This window comes from Streptomyces sp. NPDC059874 (assembly GCF_042731135.1).
GTDB lineage: Bacteria > Actinomycetota > Actinomycetes > Streptomycetales > Streptomycetaceae > Streptomyces.
The window spans coordinates 27,709-51,620 of record NZ_JBHWJY010000002.1 but is presented as its reverse complement, the minus strand read 5'-3'; the positions used below and the strand labels follow the sequence as shown (position 1 = coordinate 51,620).

Below are 23,912 nucleotides of genomic sequence, written 5' to 3'. Positions count from 1 at the left end.
GAGCGACCTGTGAGGCGGGCCTACGGGCCTACGGGCGGGCGCTCGCCGAGGGCCGCGAGAGCTGCGGCGGGCGACACCCCGACCGGGTCGGCGTAGCGGTGGGCGGTCAGCCCCTCGGCGTACGCGGCGATACGTACTGCGCCGCAGTCACCGTCCGTTCGTGAGTCACCGCACGCGACGGGGTGGTCAGAGAGCAGGCACCCCTTGTGCCCCTGTTGCTCGTACGCGATGATCTGGGCTTTCCATAGGGCGGGGGGCGATGTCGGTGACCTTGTTGATCACCATGTCCGTGCTGGTCGGACTGTTGGTTTTCGGGATCTCCTTGGGTCTCTACGTTCACTCCAGCCCGCTGCTGAAGCGCGGCGTGCGGACCTCTGCCGTCTGTGTGAACGTGGGGCAGGTCGCGGCGGGTTCGATGCTGCTGCTGGAGTACACGCCCCGGGGTGGTCCCGCGCGGCAGTACACCGTCGGCCCGTTCGTCTTCCCGCCCGTGCGGGTCGGGGGCCGTCTCGATGTGATCTACGATCCGAAGCGCCCGCAGGAGGTGACGCTCCCCGAGCGACTTCCCAAGAGCACGCGCGGACTGGTCATCAGCATGGCCGTATCCGGAGCGGTGCTCGCGGCGTGCGCGGTGCGGATCGTGGTCGCCGTGCGGGGCTGAACCCGAAGGCGAGACTCTGGTCGTCGACGTCCCTGCCCTGCCGCCCGCGGGAGCTGTGCTCCGTGCTGGTGAAGATTCCCGCGCACCGATCCCCTTCGAGGGTCAGGATCGTTGTGTTCGACGTGCGTTCGGGACGTGGTGAGGAGGCCGAGGATGAGCAAGCGCCAAAAGGGCCGGAAGCATCGGAGCGTGAACCGGACTCCGCGCCCGGTCCGCCGACAGCAGCGGGAAGCTCCACGGTTCGAAGCAGCCGTGGCCGCGTCCGCGAGGGGTGACAGCCCCGGCGGTCATGAGCCGACCCCGCCGACCCCGCTCGGCCGGCATGTCACGCGCACCTACATCCGGCTGGCCGAGGCCGGGGCGCACACGGTGCAGGAACTGTGCGACGCGGTGGGCTACACACCGCGGACCATCGCGAGGCATCTCGAGGACCTGACACGCCAAGGCCTGGCTGCCCGGTCGAGTGACGGCCGGTGGACGGTGACCGAGGCGAGAAGGCGGGATGCCGCGGTCCGGTGAAGTGCCCGGGAGCTCAACTCCGTCGCAGGAGCACAGGCGCCTTCGGCCGCAGGTCTCATGGACTCAGGCGGCCGAGGAGAGTCCGCAGCGGCCAGGGCGCCGCCCCGGCCGCGGCCCGCGACTCACCCTCCGGCGAAGTGCGGATCAGGCTTGACAGCGGGCGAGCGTGCCGCTGTCCAGGGAGGATTTGTCGCCGAACACCCAGCCTTCGGTGTCCGTGCCCGCGATACGGGCGTAGATCCACTTGTTGGCATGGGCATTGGTGACATAGCAGTGGTAGTAGACCTTCGTGCCGGACTTGACCTCGGTCACGGCGGAGCACTCCGCGTACGGCCCGGTGTAGAGGTGGGTGGTCTGGGTCGCGTGGCCGTAGCCATCGCTGCGGTTCGAGTGGGCCCAGCCGGTGCACGCCGTCGACACCGGGGTGGGCTCCTTCACCGTGGAACCGGGCGTTGCCTTCGGAGGGGCTGACGGACCCCCGGTCGGCTTGTCACCCGCGTTGCCGGTCGCCGACGTGGGACCTGTCTTTCGGTCCTCGTCCTTCTTCGAGGGAGTGTTGGACGACTTCTCGCCGGGGCTGACGGACGTCAGGCGCCCGGGAGAGGAAGGGCCATCGGTCGTGCTCGCCGTGGGCAGCGCCGCGTTCGAACCGCCGCTGCCTCCGACGCCTCGCGTGTCCATCAGAGCGTAGGCGGCTCCGCCGCCGATGAGGACGGTCGCGGTCGCCACCGCGACGATGGTGCGGGTGCGGCGCCGCCGTGTGCGTACGGTCGTGGCAAGGGTTTCGGAACGGCTGTTGTGACCGACGGGCATGCCGGGCGCCGTGCCCGGCTGCGCGGCGCCCGCCGGCGGAGGGGCGGCGTACGCGCCGGCCGAGTAGGGCGCGACGGGCTGGGGGGCTGGCGGGGACAGCGGCACGGCGAGGGCGGGACCGAAGCCCGGCGGAGCGACGGGCTGGGGCTCCGGTGCCGCCGCGAGGTCCACGCTCCGGCCCCCGGCGACCGCCTCCAGCATCTCGCGCGCCTGCCCGGCGTCGGGCCGCTGCAACGGGTCCTTGGCCATCAGCGCCTGCAACACCGGGGTGAGCGGTCCGGCGCGCCGGGGCTCCGGCAGCGGTTCGCCGACGATCGCCGCCAGCGTGGACCACACCGACGTACGGCGGAAGGGCGCGGCGCCCTCCACGGCCGCGTACAGCGTCATGCCGAGCGCCCAGATGTCCGACGCGGCACCCGGTACCTGGCCCTGTGCGCGCTCCGGTGGCAGATAGTCGAGCGAGCCGACGATCTGACCGCTCTGGGTCAGCTTGGACAGGGCCTCGTCGCCGGAGGTCTCCATGCTGGCGATGCCGAAGTCGGTGAGCACGACCCGGCCGCCGCGCTCAAGCAGCACGTTGCCGGGCTTGACGTCCCGGTGGAGGACCCCGGCCTGGTGTGCCGCGTCGAGCGCGTCCATCAACTTGGCGCCGATCGCGGCCGCTTCGCGCGGATCCAGTGAGCCGCGCTCCGCCAGCACGGCGTCGAGGGAAGGCCCGTCGACCAGCTCCATGACGATGACCGGCAGCCCCTGCTCCTCGACCACGTCGTGCACGGTGACCACACCGCTGTGCCTGATACGGGCGGCGGCCTGCGCCTCCCGCTGCATCCGGACCCGCAGATCGGCCAGTTCGGCGGGAGAGGCGTCGGTGTAGGCCCGCAGGACCTTGACGGCGACCTCGCGGTTCAGCAACTGGTCCACCGCCCGGGCGACCACCCCCATGCCACCACGGCCGATCGTCGCGGTCACGCGGTACCGCCCGCCCAGAACCTCGCCGACCAGATCCGCGCCGTTCGCCCCCGTCACCTGTCACATCCCGTTCGTCGCACTGTTCGAAATTCGCCACGTGGCGGGCACCAGGGTAGGGGTTCGCGTATGTGCGCGTGCGCACGGCCCGGCCCTCGGGGCGCAGGTCGCACCTCCCAACAGCCCCGACCACCAAGACATCTCACCTGAGATCAGGACACTCGTGCGTCCCGCGTCCCCCCCCGCGGTGTTTCGGCCCGGGCCCTCCACGTGCGGCGCTGGTCAGTCGCCGAGTACGGTGTCGCGCTTGGCGTACCAGCGCAGGGAGTCGCGGATGCCGTCCTCGAGGGAGTGCTCTGCCTTCCAGCCGAGGACTTCTTGGGCGAGGTCGACGCGGGCGTATGCGCCGGCGGAGTCGCCGGGCCGCCGGGCGGTGTCGATGGTGGTCAACGGCGTACCGGTGACGGCCTCGAAGGCGGTGACGAGTTCACGGACGGTGGTGCCCCGGCCGGTACCGAGGTTGATGACCCGGTAGGGCTCGGTGCGGGTGACCTCGTCGAACTGGGTGATGGCCTCGACGTGTGCGGAGGCGAGGTCCCAGACGTGGATGTAGTCGCGGATCCCGGTGCCGTCACGGGTGGGGTAGTCGGTGCCGGTGACGGTGAAGGGCTCGCCGGCGTGGTGGACGTCGATCAGCTTGCCGAGGGCGTGCGTGGGGGTGCGGATCTGGAGGCCGCTGCGGAGTTCGGGGTCGGCACCGATGGGGTTGAAGTAACGCAGGGAGATGACGTTGAGGGCTCCGGAGGCGGCGATGTCGCGCAGGATCGTCTCGAAGAGAGCCTTGGTGCGGGCGTAGGGGCTCAGCGGCTCGATGGCGGAGTTCTCGTCGACGGAGAAGTCGCCGGCGTCTGCCCGGTAGATCGACGCGGAGCTGCTGAAGAGGAGGTTGCGGCAGTGGTTGCGGACCAGGTGTTCCAGGAACTGAATGCCCTTGGAGACGTTCTCGCGGTAGTAGCCGAGCGGGTTGGCGACGGAGTCGGGGACGACGATGAGAGCCGCGCAATCGACGGCCGTCTGGATGTCGGGGTGTTCGGCGAAGATGCGGTCGATGAGGTCGCCGTCGCAGATGTCGCCCTCGTAGAAGGGCCGGCCATCGGTGAACTCCCGCCGCCCGGTGACGAGGTTGTCCAAGATCACCGGCTGGATTCCGCTGTCGCGGCAGGCCGACGCGATCGTGCTGCCGATGAACCCTGCGCCGCCTGCGATGAGGATCTTCAAGATGGTCTCTCGTTCGGTTTGTGTGTGCGGTCTTGTGTGCGGTCTCCCACCTGCAACTCCGAGCTGCGCGTGGCCGGCGGGCTGCCCGGGCCGGGCTGACGTGCCCAAAACCTTATCGTTCCGTCACTGCCGGACAGGATGTGGACCAAACGGTCGGCTACGGGCCCGAGGGGACCCGTGTGCCGCTGCAGACGCGGTCAAGCGGTCAGCCGGCTCAGCCCGCCGGGGCCGGGCGCAAGGTCGTGACGGACGAACCACTCGGTCCCGAGGATCCGTTGCCTGGCCGCCACCGGCAGCCCGGCCAGTAGCCCCGGCAGGGAACGACCCCGTGCTGTTTCCGAGGCATGTGCCCGGATCGCGGCCCACTTCCGGTCGACCCAGGGCCGGACGTCGACCGTCGCGGTGACGACCTCGTCCGGGACGGTCCACAGCTTCTTTCCGACGCCGGCCACCAGGTCGGTGAGGTCGCCGGCGGCCGAGCGCGGGTGCGCGGACAGGTAGAGGGCGCCGGGCTGCCACGGGAGCCCGGCCTGCGGGTGGAGATCCGGCAGCCCGGCCGCGTGCGCGGCGAGCACGGTCACGCGGTGGGTATGGATGTGGTCCGGGTGGCCTGAGGAGCCGTAGGCGTCGTGGGTGACCACGATGTCCGGGCGGAAGTCCCTGATGTGCCGGACGAGGCGTTCCACGGCCTCGTCGAGCGGTGCGTCGAGGAAGCGGGACGATCCAGGGGCCGACTCCGGCACGTGTGCGTCGGCGTAGCCGAGCATGCGGGGCTCGCCCGCCCCGAGGATCCGTAGCGCCTCGCCGAGCTCGACGGCCCGGTGGGTGCCGGGCGCCCAGGTTGTGGTCACGACGGCGGTGCGGGCGCCCCCTGCGGAGTGCTGGGCGAGTACGCCGCCGGCGACGAGGGACTCGTCATCGGGGTGAGCGAAGACTGCGAGAAGGCTGGCTGGGTGCACGGGTTCCTCCCGAGGGCCCTACGCGATTGGTCGTGTCGATCGGGGTTGCGGTCTGCGCGGCCGCTTCAGGACGCCACGGCTCAAGGTCCTGCTCCTCGCCGCGAGTCGGCCGTACGCGCCACAAGCCGGCCAGGGCGGGCCGGCCCGTGGAGATGGCGGAGGACTCCGCCGCTACGATGGATCGATGACGTTGATCAAGCAGTTCCAAGTCACCTTCGACTGCGCGGAACCTGAGCGCGTCGCCCGGTTCTGGCGCGCGGTGTTGGGGTACGACGTACCGCCGCCACCGGAGGGGTTCGCCACTTGGGGGGATTTCGATCGCGCACTGCCATCTGGGCATCAGGGTCCGGAGTTCGCGTCGATCGATCCCACGGATGGGGGCCCGCGACTGTTCTTCCAGCGTGTTCCCGAAGGCAAGGCAGTCAAGAATCGTCTCCATCTTGACGTGCGGGTCGGCACCGGGCTCGTGGGAGAAGAGCGCCTGGCCGCACTTGAGGCCGAATGCGCACGACTGGTCGCGCTCGGCGCGGTACGCGGGCAACTACTGCTTGCCGATGGTGTCGACGAGTCGTGTCTCGGGATGCAGGACATCGAGGGCAACGAGTTCTGTCTCGACTGAGAAGCTGTGGATGATGAACTGTCCGCGCTCCGCCGCCTGAGAGTCCAACGTTTCAGCGGGTCAGCGGATACCGGACGGGATGTCAGGCACCGCAACGGGACGGAGCACCGTCAGAGAGTCTTCCTGGCGAGCCACCATCGCGAAGGGGAACCTGTCGACTTCCAAGCAGAGGTCGACGTCGTCCGGGTGGAATCCGCTCCGCAGCCCACCGGCGAGCTCTGCCGCGGCACGAGAAGTCCTCGCGCGGTGGAGATACGGAGCCGCCTCGACATCTCCTCCGGCCACGCATTGACCAATGTATTCGGCGCAGGCCAGGTCCTCGTCGGCCTGGCCTCCCTCGCCCGTGACAACGAATGTCACCGGACCGGAATCCTGGGACCGCAGGTATCGCGCGGTCGGACCGGCCACCACGAAGCTCGCGCACAAGACCAGAGGCGCGTCGGCGACGGCCAGCGCGCCCACGGTTCCCGCCGTCGTCTTCTGCACCAGCGTGCGCCCGGCGAAATCGCATGACCTGAGCAAGCCGGGTGAGTTCACCGCGTCGAAGCCCGCTGCCGGAGCTCCGTCCTTCAAAGCCAGCCAACCCGCGTGGCTGTCCTTCAAGGCGAGTGCCTCGCTCTGCGTTGAGGCCAGGACGATCCTCTCGACGCCACGCGAGAAGGCCCAGGCAGCCACGGTGAAGGCGCGCATGACGTCGATGACGACCGCGACACGGGGAACGCCGGTCAACTCTGGGATGCCAAGGAAGTGATGCTCCATCGCACCATTCTGACGCCCCTGGATCATCCGGTGCCGAGCACCCCGACCCCCCCGGTCCGCCACATAGCTTCCACCGGTCCATCCGGCCCGCCCGCCGACGGGTGTGAGGACGCCCCCGTCGGAGAACAGCAGGGGGTCAGTCGTCGATCGCCTGGTAGAGGGTGGTCCAGAAGTCGTGGATGAGCCGCGGCGAATCCGGCGTGGACATCCCGACCTGGGTGAGCAGGACTCCGATGAGCTGGTTGTCCGGGTCGGCGTAGACGCTGGTGCCGGTCCCGCCGTCCCAGCCGAACTGGCCGATGGGCGCGTAGTCGCCGCGGCAGGTGCGTACCGCCATCCCGAAGCCCCAACCGCCCTGCAATCCCTGTCCGACCGTCATATGGGCGATCTTCCGGTACATGGTGTCCCGGGAAGTCTGTTGCCCGGGCGTGAGGCGGTTGGTGGTCATCAGCTGGACGGCGGGCCGGGACAAGATCCGTTCGCCGCGGTGTACCCCGTGATTCAGCAGCATCCGGAAGTAGGCGTGGTAGTCGTCGACGGTGGAGACCAGCCCGCCACCGGCGCCCTGGAACGCCGGAGGCCGGCTGGACCTGCCGCCTGCCGCCTCGTCCCACACGAGGAACTCTCCGGTTTGCGGATCGGGCCCGTACAGGGGCGGCAGCCGGTCGATCTTGTCGGCGGGCACGTGGAAGGCGGTGTCCTTCATCCCCAGCGGATGGAGGATGCGTTCGCGCAGGAACGTCTCCAGCGGCCGGCCCGTGACCCTGGAGACAAGTACGCCGACCACCTCGTTGCTGAGGTCGTACTGCCACCGCTCTCCGGGCTGGTACGACAGCGGCAGCTCGCCGAGGCGGCGCATCCACTCGTCCGGGTCGGGCGCCGGTCCGGATGCCACGCTGTAGTCGAGACGCTCGAAGGTCGCGGCCCTGATCGGGGAGTCCATCAAATCGAAGTCCAATCCGAGCCCGAACGTGGAGGTCAACAGATCCCGAACGGTGATCGGCCGCCGTGCCGGCACGGTGTCCTCCAGCGGGCCGTCGGGCCGTTTCAGCACCCGCCGGTCGGCGAGTTCGGGCAACCACGGATCCACCGGGTCGTCCAGCCGAAGCCGGCACTCATCGAGCAGAATCATCGCCGCCGCCATCGTCACCGGCTTGGACGTGGAAGCCATGCGGAAGATCGTGTCCCGGCGCATCGGCGCGCCACCGTCGTGGCGCATCGTCCCGATCGCTTCGACGTGCGTCCGGCCGCCGCGGCTGACCAGGGCGACGAGCCCGGGAATCTTCTTGGACTCGACATGCCGTGTCAGCACGTCGCGCAGTCTGCGCAGTCCTGCTTCGGAGAAGCCGCTGTTGTCCGTTCCCATCATGAATCTCCTTGTCCACGGTGCTCGATTTCATGGCGGCCCTGGTGGCTACCGGGCCCCTTCGCGGCGGCCATGCGAGGAGCGTGCACCCTGACCCAAGGTCAAGGTCAACACCTGTCACGATCGTGGGGCGACCGGCACCGATCGCAGCTGCCTCGGCCTCTGGACCAGGCGCTACCCTCGCCCCTGTGATCGTCCACGACCCGTACCTCATCCGAGGTGTGCGCGGGACCGCGGCCGCCCACGATGTAGCCGCCCACGATCTGGAGGTGCACTGAGTCGATGGCAGACGGACTCACGATCGGTCAGGCGGCGGCGTTCGTCGGCGTCACGATCAAGACCGTGCGGCACTATCACCGGCTCGGCCTGGTCGCCGAGCCGGAGCGCGACGGTTCCGGCTACCGGCGTTACGGTTCGGCCGACCTGCTCAGGCTGGTCCAGGTCCGGACCCTGGCCGGGGCGGGCGTGCCGCTGGCCGAGATCGGTGACCTGCTCGACGCGGAGCCCGAGCGGTTCACCGCCGCCCTGGACGACGTCCATCGTCGGCTCACCGAACGGATCGAGGACCTGACCGCACGCCGCGACACGCTGCACCGGCTCGCCCACGGCGACCGGGTCCTGCTCCCCGACCGGGCCTGTGCGGTCCTGGATCGACTCACCGATCTCGGGTTCAGTTCCGACTACGTGGCGACTCAACGAGAAGCCCTGGTGCTGACCCGGGCACTGGTCCCGGAGATCTTCGACACCTTCTTGACCCGGCTCCAACATTCGCTCGACGATTCCGAGTACGTCGAGCTGACCAAGCGTGGCTCGGAGGCGGCGTCCTGGCATCCCGACGACCCGCGGATCGAGGAGCTGGCGTCCGCACTGGCCGACAAACTACTGGCCAACCGCGCGCTATTGGCGATGCCGACCGGGGCCCGAGGCAAGTCCGACACCGCCTCCCGGTATGGAGTGGTCAACCACCACCGCGAAGACAAGGCGCCGGCCATCGCCCGGCTGAACGCGCTGGTCGAGGCGAACCTCGGCGCAGCCGGCATCGACGTCCCGCATCGGTGACGGCGGTCCCGCAGCCCCGCCGGGGTGCGGCGGGACGCCCGAACCCGGCATTCCCCGCGTACGGACAGCCGGGGAAGACCTCGTCTCCCCGGCACGCGAGCGGGCCCCCGATCGTGATCGGGGGCCCGCGTGGTCTCTACCTCTGGCTACTGTTCACGCCCGGCGCAGTGCGGAGCGGCCCGCGTAGCGCGCGGCGTCACCCAACTCCTCTTCGATCCGGATCAGTTGGTTGTACTTCGCCGTACGGTCGGAGCGGGAGAGCGAGCCGGTCTTGATCTGACCGCAGCCGGTCGCCACCGCCAGATCCGCGATGGTGGTGTCCTCCGTCTCGCCCGAGCGGTGCGACATGACAGCCGTCCAGCCCGCCTGGTGGGCCGTGGCCACCGTGGCCAGCGCCTCGGTCAGGGTGCCGATCTGGTTGACCTTGATCAGGACCGAGTTGCCGGCGCCGGTGCGGATGCCCTCGCGCAGCAGGGTCTCGCTGGTGCAGAACAGGTCGTCGCCGGTGAGCTGGCAGCGGTCGCCGACGCGGGCGGTGAGCTCGCGCCAGCCGTCCCAGTCGTTCTCCGCCATCGGGTCCTCGATGGAGAGGATCGGGTAGGCGTCGATGAGCTTGACCAGGTAGTCGACGTTCTCGGAGGGGGTGCGGCGCACTCCCTCGCCCGCGTAGTCGTACACCCCGTCGCGGAAGAACTCCGACGACGCCGGGTCCATGATCAGGCCGATGTCCGTGCCGGGGCGGTAGCCGGTGCGCTCGATGGCGGCCATCACGAAGTCGAGGGCCTCCTCGGCGGTACACAGCGCGGGTGCGAAGCCGCCCTCGTCGCCGACGCCCGTGGAGTGCCCGGCGGCCAGCAGATCACGGCGCAGGGTGTGGAAGACCTCGCTGCCCATGCGGACGGCTTCGGCGAAGGTGTCCGCGCCCACGGGCGCGATCATGAACTCCTGGAAATCCAGCGGATTGTCGGCGTGCGCGCCGCCGTTGACGATGTTCATCATCGGCAGCGGCAGGAGGTGGGCGTCGGCGCCGCCGAGGTAGCGGTAGAGGGGCTGGCGGTGGGCCGCCGCGGCGGCCTTGGCGGCGGCGAGGGAGACGCCGAGGATCGCGTTGGCGCCGAGCCGGGACTTCGTGGCGGTGCCGTCGAGGGCGACCAGCGCGGCGTCGAGACCCGCCTGGTCCGCCGCGTCCCGGCCGCGCACGGACGCCCCGATCTCCCCGTTGACGTGGGCCACCGCGCGGTCGACGCCCTTGCCGTGCCAGCGCGCGGAGTCTCCGTCGCGCAGTTCCACGGCCTCCCGGGCGCCGGTGGAGGCGCCGGAGGGGACAGCCGCGCGCCCCAGGGACCCGTCCGCCAGGACGACGTCGACCTCGACCGTGGGGTTGCCCCGGCTGTCGATGATCCGGCGGGCGGTGACCGTCTCGATGGTGGCGTTGACGGTCCCGACTGCGTTTGCGGACATGGGAGGTCCTTCCCGTTGTCGTGTGCCGTGGCCCCGGCTGCGACGACGTTGACGCTGAGCCCGACAGGGCAAACCATACAGCAATGCTGTGCAGTTTTGCTGTACAGCATTGCTGCGCAGGTCAGGTGCACAGCTTTGCTGCCCAACGGGGTAAAGTGCCCTATGCCCACCTCGGAAGCCGCCGCCATCGCCGCCGAACTGCGCACCGCGATGGGCAAGCTCACCCGGCGCGTCAAACACGAGGACCACATCCCGCTGGGCCAGGCAGCCGTACTCGGTGCACTCGACCGCAACGGCGCCATGACCACCAGCGACCTCGCAGCCGATCAGCGCGTACGCCCCCAGTCCATGGCTCGGGCGGTCGGGCTGCTCATGGAACAGAACCTGATCACGCGCCGGGCGCACCCCACGGACGGCCGCAAGTCGCTGGTCGAGCTGTCGGACGCGGGCCGGGCCGCGCTCGAAGCGGAGCGCGGCCGCAGGGCCGGTTGGCTCGCTCAGGCCATCGAGGCCGAACTCACGGATGAGGAGCGGGCGTTGCTGGCACGGAGCGCCGCCCTGCTGGAGCGGCTCGCCGCACGCTAGACCGTGGTGATCACGGGGTCGGCCGACCGGCCGGGGCACCCAGCCAGCGGGCCATCGCGCCGGTGATCGCGCCTTCCGCGCGGCGGTCGTAGCCTTCGAAACAGGGCATCGCGTTGGCTTCGAGGAAGTACCACTCGCCGGTGGCCCGGTCGATCTTGAAGTCCACCCCCAGCAGGGGGATCCCCGTGTGCGCGGTCAGGCGGGCGCAGCCGCGGACGACAGGCTCCGGGAGCGTGATGGGGCGGTAGTCGTTGACGCCCGCGATGGTGCGGTAGTCGAGCTCGGGGGAGTGGATCGCCTCGCCGAACGCCTGGTCGCCGACCGTGTGGACGCGTACGTCCGGGCCTACGATCCGTTCCTGGAACAGGACCGGAACCCGACTCACCCGGTCCAGCAGCCCCTCGTGACTCGCCTCGTAGGCCCGGGCGAAGGTCTTGGTGGCGGACGCGCCTTTGAAGATCACGCCCTGCGGACAGTCGGCGATGAACGCGCGTGCCTCGTCGGGGTTGGAGGTCAGGCAGGTCTTCGGGGCTTGCCAGCCGCCGACGGCGCCCAACGTCACCGCGTGCAGGACCTTGGTGAAGCCGGTGGCCTCGCGCAGCGGATGGTTCATGACCCTGATGGGCAGGTGCTCGAACAGGCGCAGGAATGCCTGGTAGTGGCCGGCGGCGGCGTGCCGGGAGTGGGGGTCGGGAGCGTGGGCCGAGACATCCAGCAGTCGGCACCAGACGGCGGTGACCTCGTCCAGCCGGATGACCCGGCGGCCGGTGTGGACGGTCGCGCTCGACAGGTCGTCGAGGGGAATGCGTACCGATCCCCGCACGGCCAGGGAGGGGAGGTCTACCGCCACATGGCTCAGGCCCGCGGCGCGCACGGCGTGAAGTCCGGCCAGGAACGTCGGGTCGGCGGCCACGCCGACGCACAGGATCACCGGACGAGCCGAGTCAGTAGTGCCGTGTGGGCGGCGTCTTCCACGGAGGTGAACTGGTGGTGGTTGGCCCATGGTGAGGCTTCGATGAGCCGGAGTGCGCCGTCGGGCCTGTCGGAGGTGCCCACGGTGACGATTGCGAAGTCCGTCTGTTTGGCGTGCAGCCAGTGGCGGATCAGGGCGATGCGCGGGGCATGGTGGGCGAGGTCCAGCCTGTGTGCGGGGTTACTGACGTCGAAGGTGCTCGTTCCGGCCATGAGAAGCCGGTGGGTTCGCCTCTCGTCGATCTGCGTGATGTGGACGACGTCGTACGAGGCGCGTGTGGCGGGGTCCAATTGCGTGTAATCGCTGATGCGGTAGGTGTGGTTGCCCGGTGCGTCCTGGCCGTTGACGATGGTGCCGGTGGGCCGGATGCCGGGCGTTGACGCGGCGAGTTCCAGAGGGTCCAGCCTCGGCGGGTATCCGTGCACGGTGGGCCGGTTGATCACCGGGCCGGGCCACAGGGCCACGGCGGCCCAGACGGCGGCTTGCTGCTCGCCGGCTGCGAACCGCGCGGCCGACGTCAGCGGCGGCGAGGAGTGGAGCCGGCCCCGGCAGAAGATGCCGGCCGGGGGACGGCCGTCGACGAGGATCGTGCTGCGAGGGCGCAGGTCGCGGGACACCTCGACGGTGACCGTGAGGCGGTCGAAGCCGCCCGCCACGACGGTTTCGACACCCCTGTCCGAAGCGAAGCGGGCGAATCGTACGGCGGTCTCGTCACCGCTCTCCGCCAGCACCAGCAGCGTCATCGCCCTCCTCGAAGGCATGCAGGGCCTCGGCGACCTGCCAGGCGCGCACCCCGACCTCGCTCACCACGTCCGGCCGTGCCTCGAGCGGGATGAACAGCGGTTCCTCGTCGCACTCCGGCTTGCCTAGCGGGGTTTCCACGTCAGCTCGGTCCCCGGACCGCCCGGTAGCCAGTCCACGCCCCAGCCGCGCTCGATCTCCTTGTACTCACTTCGCTCGGTGGTCTCGCTGTACTCGCTGCTCTCGGTGGATTCGCTGTGCTCGCTGCCCTCACTGCCCTCGGTTCCCTCACTGCCCTCGGACCCGGTGTTCGACGCCTCGCCGAACGCCTCCGCGTCGTGCTCGCCGAGGAACAGCAGTGCCCGCTGCCGAACGTCGGCCGGGAAATCCCCGAATGCGCGCCCGCTCATCACACGTCCCCCTTACGCCTGGGCCCGTCACGCCACGCGTGCGGTGTTCCTGTCCCCGGCCGGCGACGCGCTCCGACGCGGTCTCGAGAAACACGGCGATGGTGCCCGTCACCGTCCGGAGGGCGGAATCCGCCCTTCGGACCACCTGAGGCCACCCTTCAGGTGATTGCCGGACCTCTGACGGGCCAAGCCGCTGTCCTGGGGGTACGAGGACTCAGCAGTGATCAACGCGCAACCCCAGTGAGGAGCTCGACGATGTACGCAGCAGTCCGGCGGTACGAAGGGGTGAGCGATCCGACCGAGGCAGGACGCCTGGTGAAGGAGGGGTTCGTGCCGCTCCTGCGGCAGGTCTCCGGCTTCGTGGCCTACTACTGGGTCGATGCCGGGGACGGGGTGATGGTGTCGACCAGCGTCTTCCAGGACCGGGCCGGTGCCGAGGAATCGGTGTCGAAGGCGGCAGAGTTCGTACGGGAGAACCTCGCCTCACTGCTCCCCAACCCACCTCAGGTCATGGCCGGTGAAGTCGTGGCTTCCGCGTGAGAGCGTCCGGGCCGGATCCGTCTCTTCGGGTCACCCCAGCCGCCGGCGCCTGGTGATGAGCCGGGGCATCATCTTGTCAGGGGAAGGCCACCGGATCCGCGGAAAGGTCGATGCTGAACGCCACCCGGTCGAGTCGGGGGCCGTCATAGTCCGGCTTCACGGCTGAGGCCGTGAAGCCGAGCCGGGTGTGAAATGCCCGCGAGGCTGTGTTCTCCGGGCTGGTGATGCAGTGCACGTAACGGCGCCCGTGCGCCCGTGCGAGCGTGAAGAAGGCCCGGTACAGGACACGCCCGACGCCCATCCCGTGCAGTGCCGGGTCGACGCCGACGAAGTGCACATACGCGGCTTCGGGCTCGGTCTGAGACAGGAAGCCGACCAGGAAGGCGGCAACCTCTCCACCGTCGCGCTCGACCAGAAAACTGGTGGTGGTGAAGTGTTGGAAGTACAGCCGGGGCAGCAGCAGCGCACGTTCCGTCGCTCCTGCCTCCCCTTTCAGGCCGCCCCACCACGAGTCCAGTACGGCGAGCACGCGGAGATGGTCTTCCTCGGCAAGGTGCCGGGCCCTCAGGCCGGCGGGGAGATCATCGATCATCTGCGCAGTCTGTCATCCGCGCCGGGCGCATTGTGAAGGTGGCCGCTACAGTCACGCCGCCTTGGGCACCGGCCCGGTCAGCGCGGTCTCTCCAACCACACCGCTTCGAGGCCAGGCCACCACCCCTCCGCGCGGGTCCCGCTGGAAGAGGCCGGTGAAACAGCAGCTTCGATGAAACCCGCTCGACCGGATGCGCGATGAAGGCAATCGTGAGCGAGTGACGTCGACCGAAGCAGCGGCAATCGCCCTACAGGACCAAGCCGTCCTCTGGAGCATCGGAGAAATCCGCGCCGGGGACGTCGTGGACGCTGCGTGTGATGCGCTCGTCGCCGGACTCGACACCCCTGCTCTTCGAATTCTCGCGCTTCTATCCGGTCGCCGGCGATGCCGGCCAAGAAGCAGGCACTCGAGCGCTTGCACGTCGTATGCTCGCCGGCGCGCTCACACCACGAGAGTTCACTTTCCGGATTCACCAGCGCTATGGACATGAGCTGCCCCTGACCGAGCGGCTCGCCGAACTCGATGACGAGTACGATCGAGTACGGCGACAGAACAGCGGCACAGGTCGATGCCGAGGTCATGGCCGAAGCCCGCCGCCTCACAGCCCACCCCATGGTTCCCGCCGAACCCACTGACAACTCGCTGAGCTGGTGAACACGGATGCGACCACGCGACTCGCAGTTGCTCAGCGCCGTGTCTGCTGATCACCACCATGCGTGCGCGTGCCGCACAGAACACCAGGACGGCCCGCCTCTGTCTTATGGGGGCTCCGATTCCGGTGGGCTGGAAACCCCGGTACTCCCGCCGCCGGGACAGCGAGCTGAGCGCCGACCCGTGCCTGATCAAAGGCGTGCCCTGCGGCGTGCGGCTGTCGTGGCGCTGGTCGAACTCGGGCGAAGCCGTGACTGGCGTGACCGGGCGGATGCCGGTCACAGCCTGGCAGGGTTCGCCGAGATGCAGGAAGCCGTCGAGCCGTTGCTCGAGCTGTTGCTCGACCCGACTGACACCTTCGTTACCCGGCGGACCGCTGAGGGCTTGCTTCGGCGAAAGGACGGGGTCGGGCTGACGATAGTGGCCTCCGCCCTGGCAGTCGCCGATTCGAATCACGGGGATTGGATCCACACCGCAATCGTCGAAGTACTCGGCATCTACTCCGACGACCTGCGTGAGGCGCTGCGACTTTCCGAGGAGATGTCGCGGGACACCGAGGGTCGTGCTGCCCTGGGAGCCCGTCAGCTGCAGGAGATTCTGGCAGAAATCGATCCCGTCCTTCGCCCCGCATAGTGCCCGCTCTCGGCCGGGAACCCCGGCCGACCGGGCCTTCGTGGCCGACCGGGCCTTCGTGTACGTCGGCCGTCAGGGCGCAGTGACGGTCAGTGCCCCCGGCTTGCCTCGGACCGGCTGCCGCACCTGCAGCCCAAGCGGTGTCTGATTCGCCGCCGTGCACCGCGCCCACCGCACCGCGACCACCATCCTGCTCACGGGCAGGTGGGCGGCACCACGGTGCGCTGAGTGGGCACCTGGCGGATGGTCAGGAGTGGGACGGCCCGGGGTCGCGGTCGCCGAGCACGACCGCGGCCGGCCAGCTCTCGCGCAGGATCCGGGCCAGCAGCGGGTGCTCGGAGTCGAGAACCTCGCTGAACCGGATCGAGCCGTCCGGCGCGATCCGCTGCCCGCCGAGCAGGACGCGGGCTTGGAGCAGCTCCTCGCCCCACGGCTCGATGGCGTTGCAGAACAGCCCCTCGAAGCGGTGACCGTCCAGGGTGCCGTCGTGCACCCGGCGGGTGTACTCCTCGATCACCTCGGCGGGCAGGCACACCCAGGCCAGGTGGACCACGGTGCGGCCGTCGTCGAGGCGGATCGGCAGCCGGACCTTGAGGAAGTTGCCCACATCCTGGGCGACCATCACCGCACCGGTGTCGGTGGTGACCCGCTCCGCCCGCTCGGCCGGGGAGAGTTCGGCGATCAGGTGGGGGAGGGGGTGGGCGAAGCCGGGGTGCTCGGGATCCATGGTCCCGCCGCAGTCACACCCGCACCCGCACCCGCCGGCCGCGCTGTCGTGTCGCCCCTGGCCGGAGCCGACGGGCAGCACCAGGGTGAACGACCGGGCGACGGTGAAGACCGTCGGCTCGGGCAGGCCGAGCGCGGCCAGCGCGGCGGAGGCGGCCTCGTGCCGCTCGCCGTTGACCCGGACCTCGGCCTCCACGGCGCCCGGGGCGCCGCCGTAGAAGACCCGGACACCGTTGAACCAGGGCGACTCCAGGTCGGCGGTGAAGGTGTGGGCGATCTCGCGGAGCACGTCGGTCTCCAGCAGTGCGTGCTGGAGACGGAGGTTCTCCTGGTCGGAGAGCCCGTAGGCCAGCACGCCCGAGGTGATGGACCGCCAACCCGGCACGCCGTGCTCCTCGTCCGGCCCCCAGTGCTCGGCGAACTGTGCACGCCCGTCGAGCAGTTCGAGCATGCAGACGCCGGCGGAACGGGCCCAGAGGCCGGCCGCGTCGCGCGGGTTGGTGACCACCACGACGCAGTCCACGAAGCAGGGCACGTCGGGCTGGATGCTCACATCCGGGAAGGCGATCAGGTCGTAGTGCCGGTCGTCCCCGTGCCCCTCCGGTCCGACACCGACGGCCCAACCCTGCGGGCTGAGCAGCGAGTTGCCCTTGAGCTCGGCACCCGCCGTACAGCCGGGGGCGACCTCCTCCAGGGCGTCGCGGACCAGGGCGAGGAAGTCGAGATCGGGCAGTCGGCCCTCGGGGGGCTCGGTGGCGCGCGGGCGGCGGCGTATCCAGGACATGCGGGCGATCATACGGAGGCGGTGCCGGTGGTCCCACCCGCGTTTCCGTACTCGGGGCGTGGGTGGTGCCGGCGCAGGGACGGCCGCACGGACCTTGGGGCGGCCGGTGATCGAAATGGATCGGGGCGGTCGACATACTTGGCACCATGACTCTCCACACGCCCCGCGAAGCGCTGACCGTACCCGCCGCCCCCGACACCGCCGCTTGTGCCGCCGCTCTCGAAGTCGCCACCGCCTACTGCACCCCGGCCCTGCTGAACCACTCGGTGCGGTCCTATGTGTGGGCCTCCGCGTACGCCGCGGACCGGGGCATCGAGCACGACGCCGAGCTGCTGTACGTGGCCGCGCTGCTCCACGACATGGGGCTGGTCCCGGAGTTCGACAGCCACACCGTCGCCTTCGACGAGGCCGGTGGGCACGTGGCCTGGGTGTTCGGCGCCGGGGCAGGGTGGCCGGTGGAGCGCCGGCAGCGGCTGTCCGAGGTCATCGTGCGGCACATGTGGGACTCGGTGGACGTGCGGGAGGACCCGGAGGGCCATCTGCTGGAGCGGTCCACCGCCGTGGACATCTCGGGGCGGAACGCGGACGACTTCACCGCCGGGTTCCGGGCGGAAGTCCTGGCCCGATACCCCCGCGAGGGCCTCGCCGACGAGTTCCTGGCCTGCTTCCGTGACCAGGCCGCCCGCAAGCCGCGGAGTTCCCCGGCCGCGTCCGTACGAGGCGGTCTCGCCGAACGCATCCTGGCGAACCCGCACCCGCTCGAGAGCTGAACGGACCCGACGCCCTCCAGGCCGTCATACGGATCGAGCCGGGCCCGCGGTGTCCGGCTTGATTTAGAGGAACCGGCAATACGGGCTGCATGCGTTGCTCGACATGGGTCGGACGCAGGCCGTACGTTGGTCATGCGTCGTGCCTTGTCGCGCATCTGCGCAAGGGGGCGAACCTCCACGCGCCGGCTCGTGGGTACTTCAACCACATCAGGGTTGTGGTGGACGCGGCGTGGGAGATCTCCACCCTCTCGGACCTGGCCCAACCGCACGTCGTGGGTCCTTACCCCCGCGGATACGCAGCCGCCAAGGCGATGGCGGACTGGATGGCGAAGGCGTCCACGACGGATGCGTGGGTGAACGAACGGTTCCTCGACGTCGTCAACATGCGGCGCCGCCCCGCCGACCTCCGGACGCCGCACTTCTGGTGGCGAGTGGCATGGGCACTGCGCGATCAGCGGAGGCAGGAACGCTGACGGGGAACTCGCCGCAGGTCGCCATGTCATGCGGCGGGGCAGGGTGGGTGGAAGTCGACCGCCGTGAAGTACTGCGCCCATTGGGCTCTGCTGATCCGGGGGTGGGCGCTGTCGCAGATGCGGGCGGCGACCCTGTCCAGGCCGGTGTCCCGCAGCCGGATCGTGAAGTCGTTGCCGCCGGTGGCCAGGGTATGGCCGTCCGGGCTGAATGCCACGGCCGGTACGGGGTTCGAGTGGCCGGTGAGGACGGCGGGAGTGGCCGCGCCGCTCAGGTCCCAGAGCAGCGCCTTGCTGTCCGCGGCGCCCGCGGCCAGCCGGCGGCCGTCCGCGTCGAAGGTCAGCGTGTAGAGCCAGGAGCCGGACGCCGGTAGCTGCCTCACCTTCGCCGGACGGCCGATGTCGCTGACGTCGATCAGCCAGACGGTCTTGTCCGTTCGGTGGAAGGCGGCCAGCCTCCGGTTGTCGGGGCTGAACACGCCGCCGGTCAGAGGGGCGGAGCGGAACGGGGACGGCCGTTCCCGGGGGCTGCGCGGTTCGCCGATGTCCCAGAACCGCAGCGAACCGGACTCGCCGGTGCTCGTCACCAGCGTGCGGCCGTCCGGCCGGAACGAGGCCATGGTGACGTCCGGCCCGTCCTCGGCGATCCGACCGAGTGCCCGGGGATTGCCGCGATCGGTCAGGTCCCACAGTCCGGCTTTGCCTTGTGCCCAGACGGCCAGCAGGTTGCCGCCCGGGCCGAAGCAGGCCCCGCCGACCTCGCCGCCGCCGGGGGCGAGGACCGATGTCAGCCGGGGTTTGCGCGGATCGGTCACGTCCCAGACGCGGACGGTGGTGTCCTCGGCGGCGGTGACGAGGGTGCGCCCGTCCGGGCTGAACGCCACGGACCGGACGAACCTGGTGTGCCCGTGCAGGACCGACAGCGGCCACAGGGCCCGGCCGCCGGTGACCTGCCACAGCCGTGCCGTGCCGTCCCAGCTGGCGCTGGCGAGCAGGCGGCCGCCGGGGCCGAACGCCAGGGAGGTCACCACGTCGTCGTGGGTCGCGAGCGACAGATCCCGCAGGTCCAGGAGCCGGTCGGAGTTGGCGAGCACGCGGCCGTCCGGGCTGAACGCGGCTTGATAGAACCCGCCCTGAATCATGCTGGTCCGCTTCGGGCGTGCCGGGGCGGCGACATCCCAGAACAGGGTGGACCCGCCCACCGAGACGAGCGTGCTGCCGTCCGGACTGAATGCCACCGACCAGACGATCGCGGGGTGGCCGGGCAGGACGGCCGGTGGTTGCGCCCGCGGGCTGCTGCCGATGTCCCAGACCCGTGCGGTGCGATCCCAGCTCCCGGTCGCCAAGGTCCGGCCGTCAGGGCTGAAGGCGGCCGAGGTCAGTGTGTCGGTGTGTCCGCGCAGGACGTCGAGGGGGAGTGGCTTCGCGGGGTCGATCACATCCCACAGCCTGGCGGTGGTGTCGCCGGTGGTCGCCAGCTTGCGGCCGTCCGGGCTGAACGTCACCGAGGTGACCGCGTGCGTGTGGCCCGGCAAGCCGGCCAGCAGCCGCGGGTGGCGGGGATCGTTCACGTTCCACAGCCGCGCCGCGCCGTCGGTGTGGCCGGTGGCGATGACGCCGCCGGGCCCGTACGCGACCCACGTCGGCGCGGACGACTGATCGGGCAGCGTGCTCAGCTCGGCGGGCGCGCGCGGGTTCGCCACGTCCCACAGCCGCACCGATCGGTCGCTCGCCGTGGCCAGGACACGGCCGCCCGCACCGAACGCCACCGACATCAGCCGCTCCGGCTGTTTCAAGACGGCCAGCTGTACGGGGTGGTGGGCCTCCCCGATGTCCCACAGCCGGACCGTGCGGTCCCAGCTCGCGGTGGCCAGGACCGTGCCCTTCGGGGCGAAGGAGATCGAGACCACGTCGGAGGTGTGGCCGGTGAACCGACCCGTGTACGGCGTCGCGAACGCGCTCATGAGCTGGTCGCGGACGTCGCCGGTGGCTGCCAGCCGGTACGCCGCCAGGTTCAGCTGCGCGGCGAGCGAGGGGTTGTGCTGCCGCACCTCGGCCGCGTCCGCCGCGGCCTTCCGCGCAATGGCCACGTTGCGCTGCCGGATGGCCGAGTCGCGCGAGTCGACGGCCAGCCCGCCGGCGGTCGCCGCGACGACCATCAGCACGGTGAGCAGTGTGACCAGCTGCCGCAGGCGGACCGTCCGCCGCCTGACCGCCGCCATCTCTCGCTCCTGCGCTTCCCGGCTCGCGTCGAGGAAGCGCCGTTCTTTGGAGGTCAGCCGGCCGGCGTCCGCGGCGGCCAGGTCCAGCGCCGCGGCCAGGCGGGCACCCCGGTACAAGGCGTGCGGGTCGCGGTCCTGCGCCTCCCAGTCCGCGGTCGCGTCGGTGAGCTGCCGGTGCAAGAGCAGCTGGTCCCGGTCTTCGGTCAGCCAGCCGCGCAGCCTCGGCCAGCACCGGATGATCGCCTCGTGGGTGATCTCGACGCACTCCTCGTCCAGCGTCACCAACCGTTGCCGGGCAAGGGATTCGAGTACGAAGCCGGTGTCGGGGTTCGGGTCCAGCTCGTTCCTCGTGATCCGGCGCCTGGTGTCCTCGGTCCCGTCGCCCAGCGCGGTCAGCCGGAGGAACAGCGATCTGGCGAGGTCTCGCTGCACCGGCGACAGCGCCCGGTAGGCGGCCTCGGCGGTGTGTGCGAGCGCGTGCTGGATGCCGCCGGCCGCCAGATACCCGTCCAGGGTCAGGCGGCTGCCGCTGCGACGGCGCCAGGTCTCGACCATCGCGTGCGAGACCAGTGGCAACGCACCAGGCTGGCCGGTCGCGTCCGCGACCACGGCCGCCAGCAGCGGGCCGGTCACCGTGCAGTCGGCGAGCACGGCCGGCCGGGTGATGGCCTCGCGCAGCTCCTGGCTGCTCATCGGACCGACCGCGATCTGCGCGTCGCGCATCGCCTCGACCAGCCGGGGGTCCTGGACACAGTGGCCGTAGAAATCGGCGCGCACGCCGAGTACCACCCGGGTCCGGCTGGTCGGCGCCGTGGTGGCCGCGATCAGCATGGCGACGAACGCGTCCCGTTCGTCCCGGTCCCTGCAGTGGGTGAAGACCTCCTCGAACTGGTCGACCACGATCAGCGTGTCGATGTCCGGTGTGCGGTCGATCACGACCTGCCGGATCCGCAGGTGGAATGCCGAGGGATCGTCCAGCAGTTCGGTCATCAGCGCGCCGGGAGCTTCTCCCGTCGCCGCGGCCAGGTGGATCGCGCACTCCTCCACGGGATGCGGGCCCGGCGTGAAGAGCATCACCGGCCACCCCGATGCCCGCGCGCGGGCGACGAGTCCGGCCCGCAGCAAAGAGGACTTCCCCGATCCGGACGGCCCGAAGACCGCCAGGAACCGGCGCTCCCGCACCTTCTCCAACACCTCGCCGGTCAGCCGCTCGCGACCGAAGAAGCGGTCGGCGTCTTCCGGCTGGAACGCCGACAGCCCCGCGTACGGCGCGTTCTGCCGGCTGGTGTCCCCGGGCTCCTCGACCCGCGCGCTCGCGGCGATCTCGGCGGCGACCGCATGCCATCGGGCTTCCCATTCGTGGCGGTCACCCTGGCACGCCTCGACATACGCGAGCGTGACGGCAAGGCTCGGAAACGCGTGCCCGCCCGCGGCGTCCGACAATGTCGTGGACGAATAGTGCGCCCTTTTGGCCAGTGCCCGATAGGGCGGCCGTCCCGCCGCCTCGCGCAACTTCCGAAGGTCGGCCGCGAACCGTGTCAGCGGACCGGTGTCCAGGTCGAGTGGGCGTTCGGGGCGTGGCATGACTTCCTCTCTGCGTCTTTCCGCAGCCGTGATGGGTGGTGTTTGTCCAGCTTTTGATGTCCGGAATCCCCGTTCCGGCGCCGGACATCAACCGGCGGCTAGAGATGGGTCAGCGCAACCGCGCAAGGGCGACACGAAGGAGAAATCATGAGGTCTGTGCGAGGACTGACGCTGCTGGCGGCGACCACCGCACTGCTGGCCGCCGCCACCTTGGCGGGCGCGCCCGCGTTCGCCGCGGCACCGCTGCTCAAGTCCAACCTGAACGGAAAGTGCGCCGACATCTTCATGGCCCACCAGGAGAACGGCGCCTCCACCGTGGCATGGGACTGCCACGGCGGTCTCCACCAGCAGTGGCGCTGGGACGGCGAGCAGATCCGTTCCAACCTGAACGGAAAGTGCCTGGAGATCTACGGTCCCTATCTGGGTGACCAGGGTTCGGTGGCCATGTGGGACTGCCACGGCGGCCTCCACCAGAAGTGGTTCCGCAACGGCAGCGAGATCCGTAACCGCGTCAACGGAAAGTGCCTCGACATCCTGGGCGGCCGGACTGAGAACGGCCAACTGCTGGTGAGCTGGGGCTGCAACGGCGCGAGGAGCCAGAGCTGGGACTTCTGACCGCCGGCCCGGCCCGGCACATCACGTGCCGGGCCGGGCAGGCGCCGCGGTCACCTGGTGGCGTGATGAGGGGGCGCGACGTCGTCCGCGTCGGAGACGGGTGCGGTGTGAGGGCCAGGGAAAGGGTCGTCTATGAGTTCCGGAGAGGCCGGGATCCGGACGAGACCGCGATGTAGGCCAGCCCGTCGCACTCCTCGGCCACAGAGGAGTGGCTCAGGTCGTGCCTCTCCGTCGGCGCCACGTTCGTTGAAGCCGACCATGCCGAGATGCGCTCAGGAAGCTCGGCTGCTCCGCCCGCGAGCCGGGTGGCTACGAATCCGGAAGCGAAGCGAAACAGCCAGCGGCGAGCTCGAGTGCCGCGCTCAACGAGGACACCTCACGCCGGAACCCACCCGGTGTCATGGTCACTCGAAAGCGGTCTTCCTCCAAGGGCCAGATCTTCACAAGGCCCGATTCCGAGTCGCATGGCGTCCGGCACAGCATCAGACTCCTGTGACTCATGTCGGGCCAGAACTTCCGCAGTCGAGGGTGCGCGTGGGCCGCCTGAAGGAGCCATCGATCACGCAGGTGCCACTCACTGGAAAGGAGCTCGCGCCACTTCACGGGAGCAGGGTCGCCATCCTCGAACGCTTGCGCCAGCTCGCTCCAGCTCATGAAGGGAAAGCGGTCGTGCAGCTCCCGCAGACTGCCGCCCTGATGCCACAGATTCGCGACCCCCACCGCGGCGACGAGGTCGTTCGTCCACCCCTCCGAGGACGGGAAGCCACGGTGGCGGCGGATCTCTATACGGAAGACATCCTCCGTGCAGGGGGAGACGGCGACCTTTCCCCGATCGGTACTCACCTCCGCGCCGGCGTCCCATCCCGAGCGAGGCCGCACCTCGCCCAAGTCGAAGCCTTGAGCCAGTGCGATGTGCTCGATGCGCCGAGCCAGACCCGCAGGCGACGCCGCGTCGGGATCGGCCGCGACCCGCGGCTCCGCTTCCTGGCCACCTGTTGTCATGTCCGCCCCGGTGATTGAGATGCCTTGCACGGACACGATATGCCGCTCCGGGCCAGATCAGAGCCGGCAGCGGATCGGCGTGCGGTCCAGGGCGGACTCGGCGCCGACGGTGTACTCTCGCTGGCCGCCTCCGTGGTCGTCGGAGCCGTTTTTC

General features: G+C 70.1%; 25 protein-coding genes. 11 read left to right on the top strand and 14 right to left on the bottom strand.

What is annotated here, in order from left to right; translation table 11 throughout:
* Positions 1 to 259: 259 nt before the first annotated feature.
* Positions 260 to 661 carry a DUF3592 domain-containing protein gene (locus tag ACFV9H_RS01420; protein WP_385391665.1) on the top strand — a complete coding sequence of 134 codons (402 nt, stop codon included), beginning with the start codon at positions 260 to 262 and terminating at the stop codon, positions 659 to 661.
* 153 nt (positions 662 to 814) lie between these two features.
* Entirely contained in the window at positions 815 to 1,180 is a 366-nt protein-coding gene (locus tag ACFV9H_RS01415; protein WP_385391664.1) for a winged helix-turn-helix domain-containing protein, read from the top strand.
* A gap of 144 nt (positions 1,181 to 1,324) precedes the next feature.
* Here the strand turns inward: ACFV9H_RS01415 and ACFV9H_RS01410 are convergent, their stop codons facing one another.
* The 3 genes from ACFV9H_RS01410 to ACFV9H_RS01400 all read right to left on the bottom strand — a co-directional run bounded on the left by ACFV9H_RS01410 (position 1,325) and on the right by ACFV9H_RS01400 (position 5,196).
* Positions 1,325 to 3,019 (bottom strand): protein kinase, encoded by a 1,695-nt coding sequence (locus ACFV9H_RS01410; protein ID WP_385391662.1) that lies wholly within the window; start codon positions 3,017 to 3,019, stop codon positions 1,325 to 1,327.
* Positions 3,020 to 3,241: 222 nt separating this feature from the next.
* Complete coding sequence (galE, locus tag ACFV9H_RS01405; RefSeq protein ID WP_385391660.1) at positions 3,242 to 4,237, bottom strand: UDP-glucose 4-epimerase GalE; 996 nt, start codon at positions 4,235 to 4,237, stop codon at positions 3,242 to 3,244.
* Between the two features lie 197 nt (positions 4,238 to 4,434).
* Positions 4,435 to 5,196 carry a PIG-L family deacetylase gene (locus tag ACFV9H_RS01400; protein ID WP_385391659.1) on the bottom strand — a complete coding sequence of 254 codons (762 nt, stop codon included), beginning with the start codon at positions 5,194 to 5,196 and terminating at the stop codon, positions 4,435 to 4,437.
* Positions 5,197 to 5,380: 184 nt separating this feature from the next.
* Between ACFV9H_RS01400 and ACFV9H_RS01395 the strand changes: the two genes are divergently transcribed.
* Positions 5,381 to 5,815, top strand: a complete 435-nt coding sequence (locus tag ACFV9H_RS01395; protein ID WP_385391658.1) for a VOC family protein — start codon at positions 5,381 to 5,383, stop codon at positions 5,813 to 5,815.
* 60 nt (positions 5,816 to 5,875) lie between these two features.
* Here ACFV9H_RS01395 and ACFV9H_RS01390 read toward each other — a convergent pair whose 3' ends face one another.
* Together ACFV9H_RS01390 and ACFV9H_RS01385 are read right to left on the bottom strand one after the other, a co-directional pair.
* Complete coding sequence (locus ACFV9H_RS01390; protein ID WP_385391656.1) at positions 5,876 to 6,574, bottom strand: 2-phosphosulfolactate phosphatase; 699 nt, start codon at positions 6,572 to 6,574, stop codon at positions 5,876 to 5,878.
* Between the two features lie 136 nt (positions 6,575 to 6,710).
* Positions 6,711 to 7,940: a serine hydrolase domain-containing protein gene (locus tag ACFV9H_RS01385; protein WP_385392112.1), complete on the bottom strand. Its 1,230-nt coding sequence runs from the start codon at positions 7,938 to 7,940 to the stop codon at positions 6,711 to 6,713.
* A 282-nt stretch (positions 7,941 to 8,222) separates the two neighbouring features.
* On the opposite strand from ACFV9H_RS01385, the gene ACFV9H_RS01380 reads away from it, so the two are divergent.
* Positions 8,223 to 8,999: a MerR family transcriptional regulator gene (locus tag ACFV9H_RS01380; protein WP_385391654.1), complete on the top strand. Its 777-nt coding sequence runs from the start codon at positions 8,223 to 8,225 to the stop codon at positions 8,997 to 8,999.
* A 153-nt stretch (positions 9,000 to 9,152) separates the two neighbouring features.
* Here ACFV9H_RS01380 and eno read toward each other — a convergent pair whose 3' ends face one another.
* Positions 9,153 to 10,460 carry a phosphopyruvate hydratase gene (gene eno, locus ACFV9H_RS01375; protein ID WP_385391652.1) on the bottom strand — a complete coding sequence of 436 codons (1,308 nt, stop codon included), beginning with the start codon at positions 10,458 to 10,460 and terminating at the stop codon, positions 9,153 to 9,155.
* Between the two features lie 162 nt (positions 10,461 to 10,622).
* Here eno and ACFV9H_RS01370 point away from each other — a divergent pair, with 162 nt between their 5' ends.
* Positions 10,623 to 11,045 carry a MarR family winged helix-turn-helix transcriptional regulator gene (locus tag ACFV9H_RS01370; protein WP_385391651.1) on the top strand — a complete coding sequence of 141 codons (423 nt, stop codon included), beginning with the start codon at positions 10,623 to 10,625 and terminating at the stop codon, positions 11,043 to 11,045.
* A 10-nt stretch (positions 11,046 to 11,055) separates the two neighbouring features.
* On the opposite strand, the gene ACFV9H_RS01365 is transcribed toward ACFV9H_RS01370, so the two are convergent.
* The 4 genes from ACFV9H_RS01365 to ACFV9H_RS01350 are packed head-to-tail and all read right to left on the bottom strand — an operon-like array spanning position 11,056 to position 13,169.
* Positions 11,056 to 11,976, bottom strand: a complete 921-nt coding sequence (locus tag ACFV9H_RS01365) for a hypothetical protein (RefSeq protein WP_385391649.1) — start codon at positions 11,974 to 11,976, stop codon at positions 11,056 to 11,058.
* Complete coding sequence (locus ACFV9H_RS01360) at positions 11,973 to 12,761, bottom strand: hypothetical protein (RefSeq protein ID WP_385391648.1); 789 nt, start codon at positions 12,759 to 12,761, stop codon at positions 11,973 to 11,975. The genes ACFV9H_RS01365 and ACFV9H_RS01360 overlap by 4 nt, the downstream gene beginning before the upstream one ends.
* Positions 12,730 to 12,900, bottom strand: a complete 171-nt coding sequence (locus ACFV9H_RS01355; protein WP_385391647.1) for a hypothetical protein — start codon at positions 12,898 to 12,900, stop codon at positions 12,730 to 12,732. The genes ACFV9H_RS01360 and ACFV9H_RS01355 overlap by 32 nt, the downstream gene beginning before the upstream one ends.
* Entirely contained in the window at positions 12,885 to 13,169 is a 285-nt protein-coding gene (locus tag ACFV9H_RS01350) for a hypothetical protein (RefSeq protein WP_385391646.1), read from the bottom strand. The genes ACFV9H_RS01355 and ACFV9H_RS01350 overlap by 16 nt, the downstream gene beginning before the upstream one ends.
* 255 nt (positions 13,170 to 13,424) lie before the next feature.
* Between ACFV9H_RS01350 and ACFV9H_RS01345 the strand changes: the two genes are divergently transcribed.
* Complete coding sequence (locus ACFV9H_RS01345) at positions 13,425 to 13,709, top strand: hypothetical protein (RefSeq protein WP_385391644.1); 285 nt, start codon at positions 13,425 to 13,427, stop codon at positions 13,707 to 13,709.
* A gap of 76 nt (positions 13,710 to 13,785) precedes the next feature.
* On the opposite strand, the gene ACFV9H_RS01340 is transcribed toward ACFV9H_RS01345, so the two are convergent.
* Positions 13,786 to 14,238 (bottom strand): GNAT family N-acetyltransferase, encoded by a 453-nt coding sequence (locus tag ACFV9H_RS01340; RefSeq protein ID WP_385391643.1) that lies wholly within the window; start codon positions 14,236 to 14,238, stop codon positions 13,786 to 13,788.
* Positions 14,239 to 14,823: 585 nt separating this feature from the next.
* Between ACFV9H_RS01340 and ACFV9H_RS01335 the strand changes: the two genes are divergently transcribed.
* Complete coding sequence (locus ACFV9H_RS01335; protein ID WP_385391642.1) at positions 14,824 to 14,955, top strand: hypothetical protein; 132 nt, start codon at positions 14,824 to 14,826, stop codon at positions 14,953 to 14,955.
* 219 nt (positions 14,956 to 15,174) lie between these two features.
* A complete protein-coding gene (locus tag ACFV9H_RS01330) occupies positions 15,175 to 15,585 on the top strand; it encodes a hypothetical protein (protein ID WP_385391640.1) in 411 nt (136 codons plus the stop codon).
* 247 nt (positions 15,586 to 15,832) lie between these two features.
* Here ACFV9H_RS01330 and ACFV9H_RS01325 read toward each other — a convergent pair whose 3' ends face one another.
* The gene (locus tag ACFV9H_RS01325) at positions 15,833 to 17,095 is read right to left on the bottom strand and encodes a DUF6348 family protein (RefSeq protein ID WP_385391639.1); all 1,263 of its coding nucleotides are present in this window, start codon (positions 17,093 to 17,095) and stop codon (positions 15,833 to 15,835) included.
* 146 nt (positions 17,096 to 17,241) lie between these two features.
* Here ACFV9H_RS01325 and ACFV9H_RS01320 point away from each other — a divergent pair, with 146 nt between their 5' ends.
* Both ACFV9H_RS01320 and ACFV9H_RS01315 read left to right on the top strand, forming a co-directional pair.
* Entirely contained in the window at positions 17,242 to 17,865 is a 624-nt protein-coding gene (locus tag ACFV9H_RS01320; protein ID WP_385391638.1) for an HD domain-containing protein, read from the top strand.
* A gap of 218 nt (positions 17,866 to 18,083) precedes the next feature.
* On the top strand, positions 18,084 to 18,338 hold the full coding sequence (locus ACFV9H_RS01315; protein WP_385391636.1) for a hypothetical protein: 255 nt from the start codon (positions 18,084 to 18,086) through the stop codon (positions 18,336 to 18,338).
* 26 nt (positions 18,339 to 18,364) lie between these two features.
* Here ACFV9H_RS01315 and ACFV9H_RS01310 read toward each other — a convergent pair whose 3' ends face one another.
* Complete coding sequence (locus ACFV9H_RS01310; protein ID WP_385391635.1) at positions 18,365 to 22,141, bottom strand: hypothetical protein; 3,777 nt, start codon at positions 22,139 to 22,141, stop codon at positions 18,365 to 18,367.
* Between the two features lie 147 nt (positions 22,142 to 22,288).
* Here ACFV9H_RS01310 and ACFV9H_RS01305 point away from each other — a divergent pair, with 147 nt between their 5' ends.
* Positions 22,289 to 22,756 carry an RICIN domain-containing protein gene (locus tag ACFV9H_RS01305; protein ID WP_385391633.1) on the top strand — a complete coding sequence of 156 codons (468 nt, stop codon included), beginning with the start codon at positions 22,289 to 22,291 and terminating at the stop codon, positions 22,754 to 22,756.
* Between the two features lie 309 nt (positions 22,757 to 23,065).
* Here the strand turns inward: ACFV9H_RS01305 and ACFV9H_RS01300 are convergent, their stop codons facing one another.
* A complete protein-coding gene (locus ACFV9H_RS01300; RefSeq protein ID WP_385391632.1) occupies positions 23,066 to 23,788 on the bottom strand; it encodes a DUF6193 family natural product biosynthesis protein in 723 nt (240 codons plus the stop codon).
* Positions 23,789 to 23,912 lie beyond the last annotated feature (124 nt).